The following is a 16,047-nucleotide window of genomic DNA, read 5'->3' as shown; positions in this document are numbered from 1 at the left end:
TCGCCGATGATGTCCTTCAATCTCTCGCCGGCGGTCTGGTTCGGATTGATCTTTACCCCGGTCCTGATCTCGAGTGGGCAAATCCTGTTCAAGCTGACCAGCGCCAAGACGGGCGGTCTCAACCTGCAAGACCTGGTGTCGCTCGTTTCGAATCCGACGCTCCTGACAGCCTTGGCACTTTATGGACTCGGCACGGTGATCTGGATCTTCACCTTGAAATCGGTGCCGCTGACGCTCGCCTACTCGTTCATGGCGCTGACGTTCTGCTTCGTCCCCGTCTTTGCCGCCGTGTTCCTCGGCGAGGCGCTCACGCTTCGCTATGCCGCCGGCGCCGTGCTCATCATCGGCGGCATGCTCCTCATCAATTCCTGAGATCCGCGACCCAAAAAAGGTAGGTCCGCCCCTGGCGATATCGTTAGCCGGCTTCAAACCGGCTCCCAACCGTCCCTTTCGCTGGCGCGATAGATCGCATCGATGAACTTCTGATTTAAACGCGAGCTTTCCAGCGTCACCACCTCCTCGGCTTCGCCGCGCGCCGCTCTCGAGAATGCCTCCGCCTCGAGCTTGTATTGGCGGGCATCCTGGAAGCGGAAAAGCTGCGATTGGCCATGGTTCTGATTGGTAAGCTCAACCTCCTCGCGGCCGTAACGGTCGGCGTTGAAGGGCGATTTCACCTCGATATAGCCCTGGTCACCATGGAAGACCATGACCTGGCGGGCGGCGAGTTGGGTAGAGATGTAGAAGCTCAGCTCGAAGTCGCCGAAGTCGGCGCGAACGCTCGAATAAATGTCGGTGCCGAATTCCTGATCGCGTTCGGTATTGGCCTGCACCCGCAGCGGCTCCCTGCCGGTCGAGAAGCGGGTGGCGATTGCCGGATAGACGCCGATGTCCGGCAGGCCGCCGCCGCCGAGCGCGGGAATGTTGCGCATATTGGCGGGATCCCGGTTGAAATAGGTGAAGGCGCCCTGGACATGCCGGAGCCTGCCGACGGCCCCCTCGGCAATCAGGGAGCGTACCTTCCGCCAGACGGGACTGTAGGTCACCATATAGGCTTCCGAGATCAACACCTTGTTGCGGTCGCGCGCCGCGATCACCGCGTCGATCTCGTCGGCCTTCAAGGCCAATGGCTTTTCGCAGAGCACATGCTTGCCGGCGTCGGCCGCCTTGATTGCCCACTCGACATGCTGCGAGGTCGGCAGCGGTATATAGACGGCGTCGATCGCGTCGGAGGCGAGCATCTCCTCGTAGGAGCCGAAGGCGTGCGGCACGGAAAAGCGCTCGGCCATGGCCCTCGCTTTGGCCGGATCGCGGCTGGCGATCGCCGAGACGACGCAATTTTCCGCGTCCTGCATAGCGGGCACGACGAGTTCGCGGCCGATCTTGGCCGTCGACAGAATTCCAAAGCGCAGCATTGGGGCAGACTCCTTCTGGAACGGGAAGTGGTCGGAAGCGGTCTCCCACCCGCCTCTTTTGCGGTTGACCGGGATCTCCCGTGGTCAGACCGCGCGAGACTATAGCCGAGGTACGTACCCAGACAAGCGGCAAGCGGACGAGAAAACCGCCGGCTGCCGTTGTCACTCTCGCGGGAGCTGACCTATGTTCTTCCGAAAATCCTCCCGATCGCACATGTTTCATTCAATCCAAGTGGAGCGAGACCATGGAAATGCGCAGACTCGGCCGGACCGGCCTCTCGGTCGCCCCGCTCGTCTTCGGCGGCAATGTCTTCGGCTGGACGGCAGATGAGAAGACGTCATTCGCGCTGCTCGATGCCTTTTTCGACGCGGGCTTCAACGCGATCGATACGGCCGACGCCTATTCCGCCTGGGTGCCCGGCAACAGGGGCGGCGAGTCCGAGACGATCATCGGCAAATGGCTGAAGCAATCCGGACGAGCCCGTGACAGCGCGATCATCATCACAAAGGTCGGCTCCGAACTCGGGCCGGACCGCAAGGGTCTTTCGCGGCGGTGGATCATGCAGGCGGTCGAGGATTCGCTCACCCGCCTCCGGACCGACTACATCGATCTCTATCTGTCGCATTGGCCGGATCCCGATACGCCTTACGAGGAAACGCTCGCCGCCTATGACAGGCTCCTCTCGCAAGGCAAGATCCGTGCGGTGGGTGCCTCAAACCTCGACGCCGCACAGTTGCGAGAGGCGCTTGACGTTTCCGCGGCGAATGACCTGCCGCGCTATGCGGTGCTTCAGCCCGAATATAATCTCTACGACCGGGCGTCCTTCGAGGGCCCTTTGCGCAATCTCTGCATCGCCGAAGATATCGGCGTCATCACCTATTTCGGTCTCGCCCGAGGTTTTCTGTCCGGCAAGTACCGCTCGCACAAGGACCTCGAAGGGTCTGCGCGCGGCAACGGCGTGGAAAAATATCTCGACGGGCGGGGCATGCGCATTCTCGGCGTTCTCGACAAGATTGCGGAGGAAAGCGGCGCCAAACAAGCCGAAATCGCGCTTGCCTGGATCATGACTCGAGAGGGCGTGACAGCGCCGATCGCCAGCGCCACCAGCGTCGAGCAGCTGGCAAGCCTGATCAGGGCGGCAGAACTCGAGCTTTCGGACGAGGCGATCCGCCGGTTGAACGACGTCAGCGAATAGCAGGGTATAGTGCCGGTGCGGCCGCCGTCTCTGGTTGGGGATAGCCGGGATAAAAGGCGGCATGGCTGCCCTCGTGATTTGCCATGCCCGGCTTGGTCAAGAGTCCGCGCGGCTCGGCATAGCTGCGGATCGTGCGGCATGGCCGCTCGTGCCACTGGATGTTGAAGGCCCAAAGCTTCGGGAAGAAGCAGAGCGAGGCATAGGGAAGGTGGTCATGGATCCACCAGGCAAGGCTTTGCCAGCCGCCATCTTGCCGCTCCCGGTCCCAGACCCAGGGAACGACGATGCAGGCCGTCGCGCCCATCAAGCCGTCGCCATCCCGCATGTCCCAAATGTGGTCGGCGGCGGTCGCCGCATTGGTCGAGCAATTGAGCCTGTTGCGATTGCCGAAGGCATTGACGGCGCGGTTCCGATAGGCGGAGCGGATGTGCAGACGGCCGAAACTCGCCTGCAGCGGCTCCAGCAGTTCTTCGCAGAGTTTCCGGCCCGCCTCGATCGTAAGGTTCGGGTCGTCCGGAATGTTCGGGATCCCGTAGAATTCGGCAATCTCCGAATGCAGAAAGTCCCGCAGGAAGAAGTTCTCCGATAGGCGGACGCGGCCAAGCTCCTCCAGCGACTTCATTGATGCCGGCTTTCTCATCCTTCCTCCGGGACCAGGTTCTCCGACAAATGGAAGGAAAGGCTAATGACTGCAGAGGGCTTTGACCACCCGCTTTCCCAAAAGCAGGAGATGAGACTTCACCCCAAGTGCCGAAAGAAGTCGATGAACGCTCTGAGCGCCGGGCGCATCTGGCGGCGGCTTGGGTAATATAGGTAGGGTCCGGCATAGGGCGCGCACCAATCCTGCAGCACGCGTTCCAGCCTACCTTCGGCTATATGGCCGCTGACCCGCGGTTCAAAGAGATAGGCAAGGCCCGCCCCGCCGATGGCCGCCGTGATGATCGGCCGGTCTTCGCCCAGGATTAGCGGTCCGTTGACCGAAACAGTTATTTCCTCTCCACCTTTCTCGAATTCCCAGCGATAGACCGCACCGTTGGAGAAGCGCCGACGGATGCAGCGGTGGACGGCGAGGTCGCGCGGATGGAGGGGCCGGGTAAAGCGCTCGAAATAAGAGGGGGCAGCTACGACGGCGCTGGTCAGGTCCGGCCCGATTTTCACTGCGATCATGTCCGCCTCGAGGCTCTCGCCAAGCCTGATACCGGCGTCATAACCCTCCTCGACGATGTTGGTGAAACCGTCCTCATTGGCGATCTCCAGCACGATATCGGGATAGCGGGCGAGAAAAGCGCCGAGGCGCGGCGCGAGGATAAGGTCGGCAGCGAAACGCGGCGCCGTGATGCGCAGGTTGCCGGCCGGTCGCTCTCTCGCGTCGGCCGCGTGTTGAAGCGCATGGGCGATTTCATCGAGCGCCGGTCGCAGCCGCTCCAAGAGCCGCTTTCCCTCTTCGGTCGCAGCGACGCTGCGCGTTGTGCGCGCGAGCAGGCGAATGCCAAGACTTTCCTCCAGGCTGGAAACGGCGTGACTGACAGCCGATGGTGCGATGCCGAGCTCCCTAGCCGCTCCGCGAAAGCTACCTTCAGCTGCGACGGCCGAAAGGACGGCGAGCTGGGAAAGTTGAGTGCGGTTCATTGATCGAAATAATAGAACAAGCTGTGACGATTGACAGTGATTTTCAGCCTCACGCTGCCGATTTATCTTCTCCTTGTCGTCAACGTCGGCGCCGGATTGCGCCGTGCGGCGACCTCCTAACCTAATCGATGCGAGTATTACGTGCCTCTCCGGAGCACGGACTCCAATCCTGAAAGGAAACACCATGAGAACCCGCAAGCTCGGCAACGAACTCACCGTGTCTGCGATTGGCCTCGGCTGCATGGGCATGAGCTTCGCCTATGGTGTAACGGACGAGGGAGAAGCCATTCGCACACTCCACCGCGCCGTTGAGCTCGGCGTCACCCTCTTCGACACGGCGGAGGTTTACGGGCCCTATGAAAACGAGAAACTCGTTGGAAAGGCACTGAGGGATCGTCGTGAGCGGGTGGTGATCGCCACAAAATTCGGCTTCCGCATCCAGCCGGGAGTGTGCGCCGCGGAGGCGATCAGGGGCGTCGATGGCCGCCCGGAAAATGCCAGGTCGGTCGCCGAGGCGTCGCTGAAGCGGCTCGGCACCGACGTGATTGACCTGTTCTACCTGCATCGAGTGGACCCGGCCGTGCCGATCGAGGAAACCATCGGCGCTATGGCGGATCTCGTAACTGCCGGTAAGGTGCGGGCGATCGGTCTCTCGGAGGCGAGCGCCGCCACCATCCGCCGCGCCCATGCCGTACACCCGATCGCGGCGGTCCAGAGCGAATATTCCCTCTGGACGCGCGATCCGGAAGAAGAGGTGCTTGCCACCTGCCGTGAGCTCGGCATCGGCTTCGTTCCCTATAGCCCGCTCGGGCGAGGCATGCTGACCGGCGCCATCCGCAAGACCGACGATCTCGCGACGAATGACTTCCGGCGATCGCTGCCGCGCTTCCAAGCGGAAAATTTCGATACCAATGCTGCCCTGGTGAAAAAGCTGCAGGAACTCGCAAAGGCCAAGCGCGTAACGGCCGCGCAGCTCGCTCTCGCTTGGGTCGTCAATCAAGGCGATGACGTTGTGCCGATCCCCGGCGCCCGAAAGCTCGATCACCTGGAGCAGAATGTTGCCGCCGCCGGTATCGTGCTCGCGGAAGACGAACGGGCCCAGCTCGGCAACGCCATGTCTCCGGAGCTTGTTGCGGGCAAGCGTTACTCGGATCAATCTCTGACTCTGACAAATCGGTGAGAACGCTCTGACTGTTCCGGCGATCCGTGCCGGCGGTAGGGTATCGCAATTCCGTTGCGATACCCTACTTATCTATTGCATGTCTCCTTTGCTCGATCTCGATTTAGAGGCATGCACCAATTCAAAACTGCTGCAGCGACCTTTGAGCGTCTGCTAGGACGCGCGGCGCTGTAGGGTCCTCATGCGGCGCGAGTGGTGTCAGGAGTTCCGGCCGCGGGAAATGGAGAATTGACGAATGTCCGAAGAGCAGGCCGTCAGTGCGGTTGTCCATCTCTATGTAGACGGCATGGCTTTTGCCAACGAGGCGGCGTTGCGCAAGGCCTTCCATCCGAACGCGTCCATCGTCGGCAATTACGAGGACTCCGTCGAATGGCTGACGCGCGACGCATTCATCTCGGCCATAGTGGAAGAGGGAGCGGCACCGCCGGATAGCCAGCCCTTCATGGATGTCGAGATGATCGAAATTACCGGCGATGCGGCAAGCGTGAAGGTCGTCGATGAATTCGCGGGTTCGCGCCATACGGACTATCTGACCCTGCTCAAGGTAGAGGGCCGATGGCTGATTATCAACAAGGTCTGGCATCGGCACGCATGATCGCGGCGCAGGACGGGGCCAGATCCGTGGAGGGAGAGGGGGCCTGATGCCGCAGACAGACGCCGCCTGCTCTCCGTCCCTCACTCCCACTCGATCGTGCCCGGCGGCTTCGACGTCACGTCGTAGACCACGCGGTTGATGCCGCGGACCTCGTTAATGATGCGGGTGGCGGCGCGGCCCAGGAATTCCATGTCATAGTGGTAGAAGTCGGCCGTCATGCCGTCGACCGAGGTGACGGCGCGCAATGCGCAGACATACTCATAGGTACGCCCGTCGCCCATCACCCCGACCGTCTGCACCGGCAGCAGCACCGCGAAGGCCTGCCAGATGGCATCGTAAAGCCCGGCCTTGCGGATCTCGTCGAGATAGATGGCATCCGCCTCGCGCAGAATTTCGAGCTTATCGCGGGTGATGCCGCCGGGGCAGCGGATCGCAAGGCCCGGACCGGGGAAGGGATGGCGGCCGATGAAGCTTTCCGGCAGGCCGAGCTCGCGGCCGAGCACGCGCACCTCGTCCTTGAAGAGTTCGCGCAGCGGCTCGACGAGCTGCATGTTCATGCGCTCCGGAAGGCCGCCGACATTGTGGTGCGACTTGATCGTCACCGACGGGCCGCCGGTGAAGGAAACGCTTTCGATCACGTCCGGATAGAGCGTGCCCTGCGCGAGGAAATCGGCGCCGCCGAGCTTCTTCGCCTCCTCCTCGAAGACTTCGATGAAGAGCCGGCCGATGATCTTGCGCTTCGTTTCCGGATCGCTGACGCCCTCCAATTCGCCGATGAAGCGGTTAGAGGCGTCGATATGGAGAAGGCTGAGATTGTAGTGCTCGCGGAACATGGCGACGACATTCGCCGCCTCGTCCTTGCGCATCAGGCCGTGGTCGACGAGGATGCAGGTGAGCTGGTCGCCGACGGCTTCGTGGATGAGGAGCGCGGCGACGGACGAGTCGACGCCGCCCGAAAGCGCACAGATCACCTTCCTGTCGCCGACTTGCTCCCGAATTGCCTCGACCGCCCTGGCCCGATAGGCCGACATCGTCCAGTCGCCTTTGATGCCGGCGACGTGGTGCACGAAGTTGGCGATCAACTTAGCGCCGTCCGGCGTGTGCACGACTTCTGGATGGAACTGCACGGCGTAATATTTGCGTGTCTCGTCGGCGATGAAGGCAAAGGGGGCGTTCGGCGAAGTGGCGACGACCCCGAAGCCCGGCGGCAACGCGGTGACCCGGTCGCCATGCGACATCCAGACCTGATGGCGGGAGCCGACTGACCAGAGGCCTTCGAAGAGCTCGCAGTCCTTCTCCACTTCCAGGAACGCGCGGCCGAATTCGCGATGATGGCCGCTTTCCACCTTGCCGCCGAGTTGGGCACACATGGTCTGCTGACCGTAGCAGATGCCGAAGACCGGGACGCCACTTTCGAAAATGACGGACGGAGCCCGCGGCGAACCGATGTCGAGGGTGGAAGCCGGGCTGCCTGACAGGACGACCGCCTTCGGGCTCAGGCGCTCGAAGCCCTCCTCGGCCGACTGGAACGGCACGATCTCGCAATAGACGCCGGCTTCACGCACGCGCCGGGCGATGAGCTGCGTCACCTGGCTGCCGAAATCGACGATGAGGACGGTATCGGGATGGGCTGTCTCGGTCATGGCGGGCCTTCAAGCTTGGTGATGTCGAGCCTTTAATGAAAGCCCGCGGCGGGCGCAACGATTACATTGCACCCGGACAATTTAGCGCCCGCGGGAACGTTCAGAGCCGGATTTCGCCGGTTTCGAGGGCCGCTTCCAGCCTGTCGATCGCCTCGGCAAGCTTCTCGTCGATGATGTGCAGATACTCTCTCCAGTCGTCGACATGCTTCAGTTCCGCCTTGCCGTCCGATATTCCACGAAGCCCGATCAGCGGAAGGCCGAAGGCCTGGCAGGCGCGCAAGGCCGCGAAGGTCTCCATCTCGACCATGTCGGCATCTATTTCGTCGTAGGCTTTTCCGGAAACGATGTTGGCGCCGGTCGAAAGACGCGCGTCCTTTATTGCGGGGATGCGCAGTGGCAAGGGCACGACGGCCGGGAGATCCAGGAAGGGCGTGGCGCCCTTCGCGAAGCCGAGCGGGGAGGCATCCATGTCGCGGTAGCCAACCGAGCTGGCCTGGTAAATTTCGGCCTGCTCGAGCGTTGCCGAGCCGGCCGAGCCGAGCGAAACGACGAGATCCGGCAGCTTGTCGGCGGCACGAAGCTCGGCCAGCGCCTTCGTCAGCGCGACGGCGGCCTCGACGGGGCCGACACCGGTCATCAGCGGCGTGATGCGGGCGTTGAGGCAGGGTCCATATTCCGGGTCCACCGCCATCACATAGAGGATCTTCCTGCCGGCCACCGTCTTCAGCTCGAAACTCATCCCTCGATCCCCTCGCGTCCGCGCACGACCATCATCGTTCCGGTCATCGAGGCGATCAACTTTGCCGGTCCATCCGGCTTCACCGCATAGGCGCGCCCGTCCGAGACGATGATCGTGGTGCCGGGCTTCGTGACCTCGCCCCGGAAGAGGAAGCGTTCTCCGCGGCCGGGCGAGAGCAAGTTGACCTTGAACTCGATCGTCAGCAGCGATGCGTCCGGATCGATCACCGAATAGGCCGCGTAGGTGCCGGCCGCATCGAGCGCGGCGGAAATGATGCCGGCATGCAGGAGACCATGCTGCTGCGTCAGCTTGGCGTCGAAGGGTAGCTCGATCTCGACCGTTCCCTGTTCGACGCGCGTCAGTTCCGCACCGATCGTGCGCATCGCCGCCTGGCGGCCGAAACTCTCGCGGGCGCGAGCGCGAAAATCATATGGTTCGCTGTCCACTTTCAATGCAACTGCCCCTCGCGCAAACCCCATTTCTTCAGGCCCGACACTTGCACGCGTCTTGCCGGAGAACAAGCGCATTTCGCCAGATGGCGGACTGCCGTGCGAATGGGCGGCGTGCAGGCTTTTGTCAGGCACGGCGCGTCCATATATCTCCCAGATGAAAAGCATCAAGCCTATCGAGATCAGGCCGGCCGATCCCGACGATCTTATGGAGGTCGCCTCGGTCCTGGTCACGACCTGGCGTGCAACCTTCCGCGGCATCATATCCGATGCCTATCTCGATGCGATGACGGTCGGGAACCAGGCCATCGGGCATGCGCGGCGGATGCGCGTTCCGGGGAGTTTCCTCACGGTTGCGGTCGATCTTTCGGATGACCGGGTGATCGGCTTCGCCAATTATGGGCGGGCGCGTGGCATGCCGCCGGCCTTCGACCGGGAGCTCTACGAGCTCTACATCCTGCCGGACTATCATGGCGCCGGCGTCGGCTCGGCGCTGGTGCGCTCGGTTGCGGCCCATTGCCGGGAAATGGGAGCTTCCTCGCTTTTTGCCTGGGTTCTGGCGGACAATCCGAACAGGCTATTCTACGAACGCGTGGGCGCGCGCGCCGTCGGTGAGGGCCGTGTCGGCGTCGGCGGGGAACGCCTTGTTCAAGTCGCTTATCGCTGGGACGATCTCGCGGCGCTTTCGGGTGCCGGAGGCGGCGTGATCTAAGCGGCATGCGATGGTCTGTAAGTCTCTTAGCCGCCAAGCCTGACGATATGCTGGTCCCAGGCGACAGCATTCGGATGTCCCTTGAAACTTCCGCGATAGGAAGAGACCGCAAAGCCATGTTCGGCCGCAGCTACGCCCGCCGCGTCGGCTATGCGCTCCTCTCTCACCACCGCGCCGGTTTTCGCCTCGAGCGTCACGGCGGTGTTGCCCTTCGGAGAGGTAAGGCCGACAAGCCCCTCGCGGCGGTTCACGGCGATGGCGCCGACATAATTGGCAAGCGCCAGCGTGGTGCGCTCCGGCAGGTCGACGAAGGTCGGCGCCTCGCCCTTTTCGAAATGGCCGACGAGCGGCGGCAGATCGTTGCGCGGGCCTTCGTACTGGCAGGCGAACCAGACTCGCCCATCGGCGCCGATATCGACATGCCGGGTAGATAGCTGCCGCAATGCCGGTGGCAGCGCGTGCTTTTCGACGAGGGCGCCCGTCGCCGTGTCGACAAGGGTGAGGCTCGGCTCCATATGGTCGAGATTGAGCTTGGTGCGGCCGAAGTCCGGATGGGTCTCGATGCCGCCATTGGCGATGATCAGCGTGCGCCCGTCTGGAGAGAGCGCCATGTCGTGCGGGCCGATGCCGTAGGTCGGAAACTCGCCGATCCGCGCAAAACCCGCCGTTCCGTCATAGACGCCCACCATGCCGCGATTGGCGGCGAAATCGTTTTCCGTGGCGTAGAGCAGCCGGCCGTCGGCGGAAAAGCAGCCATGGCCGAAGAAGTGGCGGCCTTCGGCGGCGGTTATCACCACCGGTTCGGCCGGTCGGTCCATTGCGCCTATCATCGCATAGGTGCCGGGCCGGCGCGCGAAGGCGACCATCTGCCGGCCCGCCGGCGAGAAGGCCATGCCGTGTGCGCGCGCCGGCAAGAGGGTGCGTTCGACGATCTCGCCCGCTTCCGTCAGCGTCGCCACGCCATAGCGGCCGTCCGGCGCCATGAAGGCGGCGGCGAAGACGGCGTCTGCGCGATTGAGCGCGAAGGCGCTACGGGAGCTGAGCGTCGCCACGAACGCGGCACCGGCCATCTTGACGAAGCTGCGTCTGTCGATGAGGTTCGTGGTTGAGATTTGATTTTCGGGGCGGAGGAAGTGAGCCATTGTCACAACCATCCCCGGCGCTTGAAATAGAGATACGGCACCAGCGCCGAAAGCACCATCATGCCGAGCGCATAGGGGTAGCCGAGCCGCCAGGCGAGTTCCGGCATAGCCTGGAAATTCATGCCGTAGATCGAGGCGACCAGGGTCGGCGGCAGGAAGACCACCGCCGCCACCGAGAAGATTTTGATGATCTGGTTCTGCTCGAGATTGATGAGGCCGAGCGTTGCATCGAGCAGGAAATTGATCTTGTTCGACAGGAACAGCGCGTGATCGCCGAGCGACGTCGCATCGCGCTGGATCAGCTTTATCCGCTGTCGGCTTTCCTTGCCCGCCTTGCGCGGGCCGCTCCCTTCGGCCGCGACGTGATAGGCGACGAGCCGGCCTATGCTGACGAGACTTTCGCGGATGGTCGTCAGCAGGTCGCCCTTCTGGCCGATCTGCTCGATCAGCGACTGCAGATCGCGCGTCTTCTTGGTGGCGCTGACATGAGACTTGCGGAAGACCTCGCGCGAGATCGCGTCGACCTCGTCGCCGGCGCGCTCCAGCGCATCGGCGATACGGTCGATCATCGACTCGAGCAGGCCGAGCATCACGAGCTCGCCCGTTTCACAAACGGCCCCGTTCGGCTTCTGGATGCGATTGGCGTAGAGCTGGAACGGCTTCGGATCCGCGTGGCGCACGGTGACGAGGCTCCCCCCCTTGAGGATGAAGGTCACAGGCGCCTTGCCCGGCTGATCGCTGTCGAGCTTGGCGGTCGCCGTGATAGTCATGAACTCGGCGCCGTCCTCCTGGTAGAGCCGATCGGAAAGCTCGATCTCCTGCATCTCGTCGCTGGTCGGGATCGCTATGCCGAGATGCCCCTCCACAAGCCGCGTCTCATCGGCGGAAGGCTTGAAGAGGTCGAACCAGGTCACGGTCTCCTCGGCGGCAAGGCCGGCGGAGTGGTCGACGAGCGCGAGATGGCTGTTCTGGCTTTTGTAGATGCGCAGCATGTTGGGCTCCATGGGGCCAAGTCGTCCGACCGCCGGGAGCCCTGATCATTCAGGTCCGGACGGCCGCGAGCACGAAGGCTCGACTTCGACTGTCGGGGTTCATTTGAATTGATCCTTGTGGGTGACATCATGCCCGCAGTGCGGACACGGATGCGATTTGCGCCCAAAAGAGCCGCTTGTCAATCGCCGTCGGCGAAGGAAAACCCTGCGCCAAGACCGATGGCGCCGCCAAAATCGCGGTTGAGCCTGTCGAGCAGGTCGGCGGTGTTGAGCGCGATGAAATCGAGCGTCGCACGCCGCCTGCCGTCGGCAAGCGCAGCATCGATCGGCCCGTCCACCCGGTCGGCAGCACGCGCCAGCGTCTTCAGGAGAAAATCCACCGAGCCGGCGATCGAGCGGCTGTCGGCGGGGAGCAGGTTTTCCATCCCGGCCAGGTTGAAGAGCGCCTGCAGTCCGCGGAAATTTGCCGACAGGGACGCCATTGTGTTGCCGGAACGCCAATAGATGGCGAGTTTCGGATTGTTCCTGCCCGGCCTGCCGTCGACCGTTCCGGCGTAGAAGGGACGTAGCCTCTGGTCCTTCACCATCTCGACGCTGTGGACGAGGATACCGAGCAATTCGGTTGCGGCCTCGCGGTCGTCGCGGAAGAGCGGATTGTCCGGTCCCGGCCTTTTCCATGCGGCCTGGATTCCATCGGGGCTTTCCCAGGCGGCAAGCAGTTCGCGGGCAATGGTTTCGAGGTTCGTTGCAATGGCGCGGCCGTAACGGCAGCGAAAGCCGCCCTCGCCGCCCGAAAGCGCCTCCGAGCCCGTGCCGTAGAGCACATATTCAAGCGCACCGAGGCCCTGGACCGCAACGCTCTTTATCCTGAGGCTTTCGATGTCGGTCGCGCTCTCGTCGCCTTTGGCGAGGATGGCCTGGACTTGCTTCAGGCCGGTGCTTTTCCGGTCCGGATAGAAGAGAAAGCGTTCGAAGCGATTCTGTTCGAGCGCCGGCCCGAGACGGATGATTTCGACCGCGGACCATTTTCCCACGACATCCGTGAAGGCCGACCGAGCCGCATCGAGTATGGCGACGGAAGGGGCCTCGCAAAGCGCTCCGCCTGCTTGCGCAAGGGCCGCCGTCGACTGCGACAGATCGCGGTAGCCGGAAAGGATAAAGTCGTCCACCGCCCTTGCCATCACCCCCGGAAGCGCTGCCTCGTCGAGGACGCGTGGCAATGGGGCCTCGCCCTCCTGTGCCGCCGCGGGGGCGCCGGCAATAGCAAGGTTTAGAAGTACAAGGGGCAGGAACAGGGTCAGGCGCATCAGAGCGACTCCAGGAAGGTCAAGAGGGCCTTGCGGTCGTCCCCGCTCATGGTCGCGAAAGCGTTGCGGGCCATTTCCGCTTCGCCGCCGTGCCAGAGGACGGCTTCGGCGAAATTTCGCGCACGCCCGTCGTGAAGGAGGAAGGTATGGCCGCTGACGGTCCTCGTCAGTCCGATCCCCCAGAGCGGCGGCGTGCGCCACTCGCGTCCGTTGGCGATCCCGACCGGCTGGCCGTCCGCCAGGCCCTCGCCCATGTCGTGCAACAGGAAATCGGAATAGGGCCAGATCAACTGGAAGGCCACCTCCGTGTGCGCGGCGTCGCGGCGGGTCACATATTTCGGCGTGTGACAGGCAGGGCAGCCCGCCTCGTAGAAAAGCCGCTTTCCCTTCAGCGTCTCGGGAAAGCTCGCCTTGCGCCGGGCGGGCACGGCGAGGCTGACGGAATAGAAGGTGACGAGCCCGAGGACAGGATCGGGCGCTTCCACTGGTCCGAGCCGCGGCTGTACGCCGGTCGGGAGCCGAAGGCAGGCGGCCTGCGCCGCGGTGCAGTCGCCGTGGCTCAGATCAAGACCGGGGGTGGAAATGCCGATATCGATAGCGAAGGCATCGGCCGCCTGCTGAAGAACGGTGGGGCTCTGAGCCTTCCACCCGAAACGGCCAAGCGTGACGGCGCCGCTCTGCCGGTCACGGACGAGTGCCGCCCGGCCGCTGATGCCGTCGCCGTTTCTGTCGTCCGGATCGGCATTGGCGAGGATATCCGCCTCGTGGATCGCTTCGACCAGGCCGAGGCCGATCATCGCCGGGGCCACTCGGGGCGACAGCGTCGTCTCCGGATCCATGGCGCCATAGCCGAGATCGGCCACCGCATAATGCGGCTTTCGGAGCGTAACAGGCTCGCCGCCGGAAAGCGTCACTGGCACTTCCTCATAGGTTATGACGATCCGGCCTTCGGCTGCGAGCCCCGGCACGGCGCTGTCCTGCATCTGCGCGCCATAGACCGGATCCGGAAAGTTGAGCACCTCATGGGCGGCGATCATCTGCCGCTCGGCCGCGTCGCGCGGCGGGCGGGCGAGGCGGTAGAACATCGACGTCGCGTCCGCAACCGCTCCCTCGGGCGGACGGCCGCGTCCGTCCCGCGGATGGCAGCTCGCGCAGGCCCGCGCATTGTAGAGCGGCCCGAGCCCGTCGGAGGCCTGCGTCGAGGAGGGGGAAGAGACCCAGAGCTTTTCAAACAGCGCCTTGCCGAGCTTGAAATTCTGTTCGGCCTCAAAGGGCAGGTTGGCGAGCAGCTGCGAGAAAACCTTCTCATCGATCGACGCGATCGTCGTCGTCGCGCCCCCGGACATGGCCTCGAATTGTTCGGCTTTGGAGAAGTCCGTCGTAGGCCGCGTCACCTTGAGTACGCGGTCGAGATCGTCGTTTGAAAGCTCGTCGCGTTCGGAGCGCGACGGAATTTGATTGGAGCGTCTCGGTGATTCGCGCGACGCAGCATCTGCGATCTGCCTAGGGGGGCACCCCCCTCTGCCCTGCCCGTCCTCCGCAGCAGCTGCGCTGCAGCTGCTGAGGGTGGACCGGGCAGGGCAGAGGGGGGTACCGACCGAGTGGGGCGAAGCGTCGCCCGCCGCCGATGCAGCGAGGCTGAGGAGCGCAATCGGAAGCGCCAGGAAGCGGGTGGTGCGTGCGTTCATCGGACAAGGATCGGGCCGCCGCCCACCGGAAGCGGCCCGGCTTTCGCCTATTGGAAGACGGCGTTAGGATTATCCAGGCTGTCCGAACCTTCAAGCTCGATCTGCCCCAGGTCGAGTGCCGTAATTGCGCGCTCGACGGTCTTGGCCTGGGCGACCAGGCCGTCGATGGCCGCCTGGACGGTCGCATTGCCTTCCGTGTTGCCTTCGCCGATCATCTGGTCGTAGGCCTCGATGGTTTCGGCACGCTCGGCCATCGCCTGCATCTTCTCGACCGTGGTCGCGAGATCGTCCTTCATCTCCTTGTCGAGATCGGAGTCCTTGGCGGCGACGAGTTCGGAGAGGGAGGGACCGGCGATTTTCGTGCCGTCGATCCGGGTATATTCACCGGTATAGGCGGACTGGATGCCGATCGCGTCGTGCAGATGCGAGTTATGGGTGTTGTCGGAAAAGCAATCATGTTCCTCTTCCGGATCGTGGAGCAGCAGGCCGAGCTTCATGCGTTCGCCGGCGAGCTCGCCATAGGACAACGAGCCCATGCCGGTGAGGATCGCGGCGATGCCCGCCTTGGGATCGGCTTCGACCGCCTTGGCGGCCTCGCCCTCCGGCGTCCAGTTGGCGACCATCTCCTTGAGATCGGAGACGAGCAGGCTGGTTGCGGCCTTGAGATAGGCGGCGCGGCGGTCGCAATTGCCGTTGGTGCAGGCCTTGGTGTCGAAATCGGTATAGGGCCTGTTGCCGGCGCCCGGGCCGGTGCCGTTCAGATCCTGGCCCCACAGCAGGAATTCGATCGCGTGGTAGCCGGTTGCGACATTCGCCTCGATGCCGCCGGCCTCCTGCAGCGTGCCGGCAAGAAATTCCGGCGTGATGCTGGTTGCATCGACATCCTTGCCATCGATCTTAATCGTCTTGCTGGCGATAACATTGGCGACGAAGAGCGCATTCTCATCGCTCTCCGTGCCGTAGCTCGGGTCGACATAATCGATCAGGCCCTCGTCGAGCGGCCAGGCGTTTACCTTGCCCTCCCACTCATCGACGATCGGATTGCCGAACCGGTAGACCTCGGTCTCCTGATAGGGATTGCGCGCCTTCAGCCATGCCTCGCGCGCTGCCTTCAGCGTTTCCTCGCTCGGATGTGCAATCAGCGCGTCGACCGCCTTCTCGAGCGTTTCGGCCGTCGTCAGCGCGCCCTCGTACTTGGCATGGGCGATCGTCGCATAATGCTTGACGACGGCTGCGGCGTCGGTCGCTGCCAGGGCCGGCTGCAGCGCCAGGCCGGACGCGGCCGCCAGGAGCGCCAGCGCGGCGCAACGGATGAATTTCTTGGTCATGACCTCTCCTTCACTTGTCGCGGGACGGCCGCAAG

The 16,047-nt window shown here is 63.5% G+C and carries 16 protein-coding genes; 5 read left to right on the top strand and 11 right to left on the bottom strand.

Annotated elements, in window-relative coordinates; all coding sequences use genetic code 11:
* Window positions 1–9: 9 nt before the first annotated feature.
* Window positions 10–372 carry a DMT family transporter gene (locus AC4P1R_RS16880; protein ID WP_050979965.1) on the top strand — a complete coding sequence of 121 codons (363 nt, stop codon included), beginning with the start codon at window positions 10–12 and terminating at the stop codon, window positions 370–372.
* A gap of 53 nt (window positions 373–425) precedes the next feature.
* Here AC4P1R_RS16880 and AC4P1R_RS16875 read toward each other — a convergent pair whose 3' ends face one another.
* Window positions 426–1,412: a Gfo/Idh/MocA family protein gene (locus AC4P1R_RS16875; protein ID WP_492177244.1), complete on the bottom strand. Its 987-nt coding sequence runs from the start codon at window positions 1,410–1,412 to the stop codon at window positions 426–428.
* Window positions 1,413–1,657: 245 nt separating this feature from the next.
* Here AC4P1R_RS16875 and AC4P1R_RS16870 point away from each other — a divergent pair, with 245 nt between their 5' ends.
* Window positions 1,658–2,608 carry an aldo/keto reductase gene (locus AC4P1R_RS16870; RefSeq protein ID WP_492177243.1) on the top strand — a complete coding sequence of 317 codons (951 nt, stop codon included), beginning with the start codon at window positions 1,658–1,660 and terminating at the stop codon, window positions 2,606–2,608.
* Here the strand turns inward: AC4P1R_RS16870 and AC4P1R_RS16865 are convergent.
* Window positions 2,598–3,248, bottom strand: coding sequence for a hypothetical protein (locus tag AC4P1R_RS16865; RefSeq protein ID WP_151611902.1), 651 nt, complete (start codon window positions 3,246–3,248; stop codon window positions 2,598–2,600). The genes AC4P1R_RS16870 and AC4P1R_RS16865 overlap by 11 nt on opposite strands.
* A 98-nt stretch (window positions 3,249–3,346) precedes the next feature.
* Entirely contained in the window at window positions 3,347–4,237 is an 891-nt protein-coding gene (locus AC4P1R_RS16860) for a LysR family transcriptional regulator (RefSeq protein ID WP_492177242.1), read from the bottom strand.
* A 184-nt stretch (window positions 4,238–4,421) separates the two neighbouring features.
* On the opposite strand from AC4P1R_RS16860, the gene AC4P1R_RS16855 reads away from it, so the two are divergent.
* The gene (locus AC4P1R_RS16855) at window positions 4,422–5,417 is read left to right on the top strand and encodes an aldo/keto reductase (RefSeq protein ID WP_492177241.1); all 996 of its coding nucleotides are present in this window, start codon (window positions 4,422–4,424) and stop codon (window positions 5,415–5,417) included.
* A 235-nt stretch (window positions 5,418–5,652) separates the two neighbouring features.
* Window positions 5,653–6,012, top strand: coding sequence for a nuclear transport factor 2 family protein (locus tag AC4P1R_RS16850; RefSeq protein WP_492177240.1), 360 nt, complete (start codon window positions 5,653–5,655; stop codon window positions 6,010–6,012).
* A gap of 80 nt (window positions 6,013–6,092) precedes the next feature.
* On the opposite strand, the gene guaA is transcribed toward AC4P1R_RS16850, so the two are convergent.
* From guaA to AC4P1R_RS16835, 3 genes are all read right to left on the bottom strand, one after another.
* A complete protein-coding gene (gene guaA / locus AC4P1R_RS16845) occupies window positions 6,093–7,655 on the bottom strand; it encodes a glutamine-hydrolyzing GMP synthase (RefSeq protein ID WP_492177239.1) in 1,563 nt (520 codons plus the stop codon).
* Between the two features lie 100 nt (window positions 7,656–7,755).
* Complete coding sequence (locus tag AC4P1R_RS16840; RefSeq protein WP_069459791.1) at window positions 7,756–8,394, bottom strand: 5'-methylthioadenosine/S-adenosylhomocysteine nucleosidase; 639 nt, start codon at window positions 8,392–8,394, stop codon at window positions 7,756–7,758.
* Window positions 8,391–8,873 carry a PaaI family thioesterase gene (locus AC4P1R_RS16835; RefSeq protein WP_069460021.1) on the bottom strand — a complete coding sequence of 161 codons (483 nt, stop codon included), beginning with the start codon at window positions 8,871–8,873 and terminating at the stop codon, window positions 8,391–8,393. The genes AC4P1R_RS16840 and AC4P1R_RS16835 overlap by 4 nt, the downstream gene beginning before the upstream one ends.
* Window positions 8,874–9,000: 127 nt before the next feature.
* Here AC4P1R_RS16835 and AC4P1R_RS16830 point away from each other — a divergent pair, with 127 nt between their 5' ends.
* Window positions 9,001–9,555, top strand: coding sequence for a GNAT family N-acetyltransferase (locus tag AC4P1R_RS16830; RefSeq protein WP_069459792.1), 555 nt, complete (start codon window positions 9,001–9,003; stop codon window positions 9,553–9,555).
* A gap of 26 nt (window positions 9,556–9,581) precedes the next feature.
* Here the strand turns inward: AC4P1R_RS16830 and AC4P1R_RS16825 are convergent, their stop codons facing one another.
* The 5 genes from AC4P1R_RS16825 to AC4P1R_RS16805 form a co-directional block, all read right to left on the bottom strand.
* Complete coding sequence (locus AC4P1R_RS16825) at window positions 9,582–10,667, bottom strand: DUF1513 domain-containing protein (protein WP_492177760.1); 1,086 nt, start codon at window positions 10,665–10,667, stop codon at window positions 9,582–9,584.
* Window positions 10,668–10,699: 32 nt separating this feature from the next.
* Window positions 10,700–11,689, bottom strand: coding sequence for a magnesium transporter CorA family protein (locus tag AC4P1R_RS16820; protein ID WP_492177238.1), 990 nt, complete (start codon window positions 11,687–11,689; stop codon window positions 10,700–10,702).
* Window positions 11,690–11,868: 179 nt separating this feature from the next.
* Complete coding sequence (locus AC4P1R_RS16815) at window positions 11,869–12,996, bottom strand: imelysin family protein (RefSeq protein ID WP_492177237.1); 1,128 nt, start codon at window positions 12,994–12,996, stop codon at window positions 11,869–11,871.
* The gene (locus tag AC4P1R_RS16810; protein WP_492177759.1) at window positions 12,996–14,450 is read right to left on the bottom strand and encodes a di-heme oxidoreductase family protein; all 1,455 of its coding nucleotides are present in this window, start codon (window positions 14,448–14,450) and stop codon (window positions 12,996–12,998) included. The genes AC4P1R_RS16815 and AC4P1R_RS16810 overlap by 1 nt, the downstream gene beginning before the upstream one ends.
* 281 nt (window positions 14,451–14,731) lie before the next feature.
* Window positions 14,732–16,012, bottom strand: coding sequence for an imelysin family protein (locus tag AC4P1R_RS16805; RefSeq protein ID WP_492177236.1), 1,281 nt, complete (start codon window positions 16,010–16,012; stop codon window positions 14,732–14,734).
* Window positions 16,013–16,047: the final 35 nt, after the last annotated feature.

The sequence above is a fragment of the Sinorhizobium sp. Y406 genome (genome assembly GCF_058732025.1).
The sequence above is the reverse complement of the archived record's forward strand: the minus strand, read 5'-3'. Positions and strand labels throughout refer to the sequence as shown.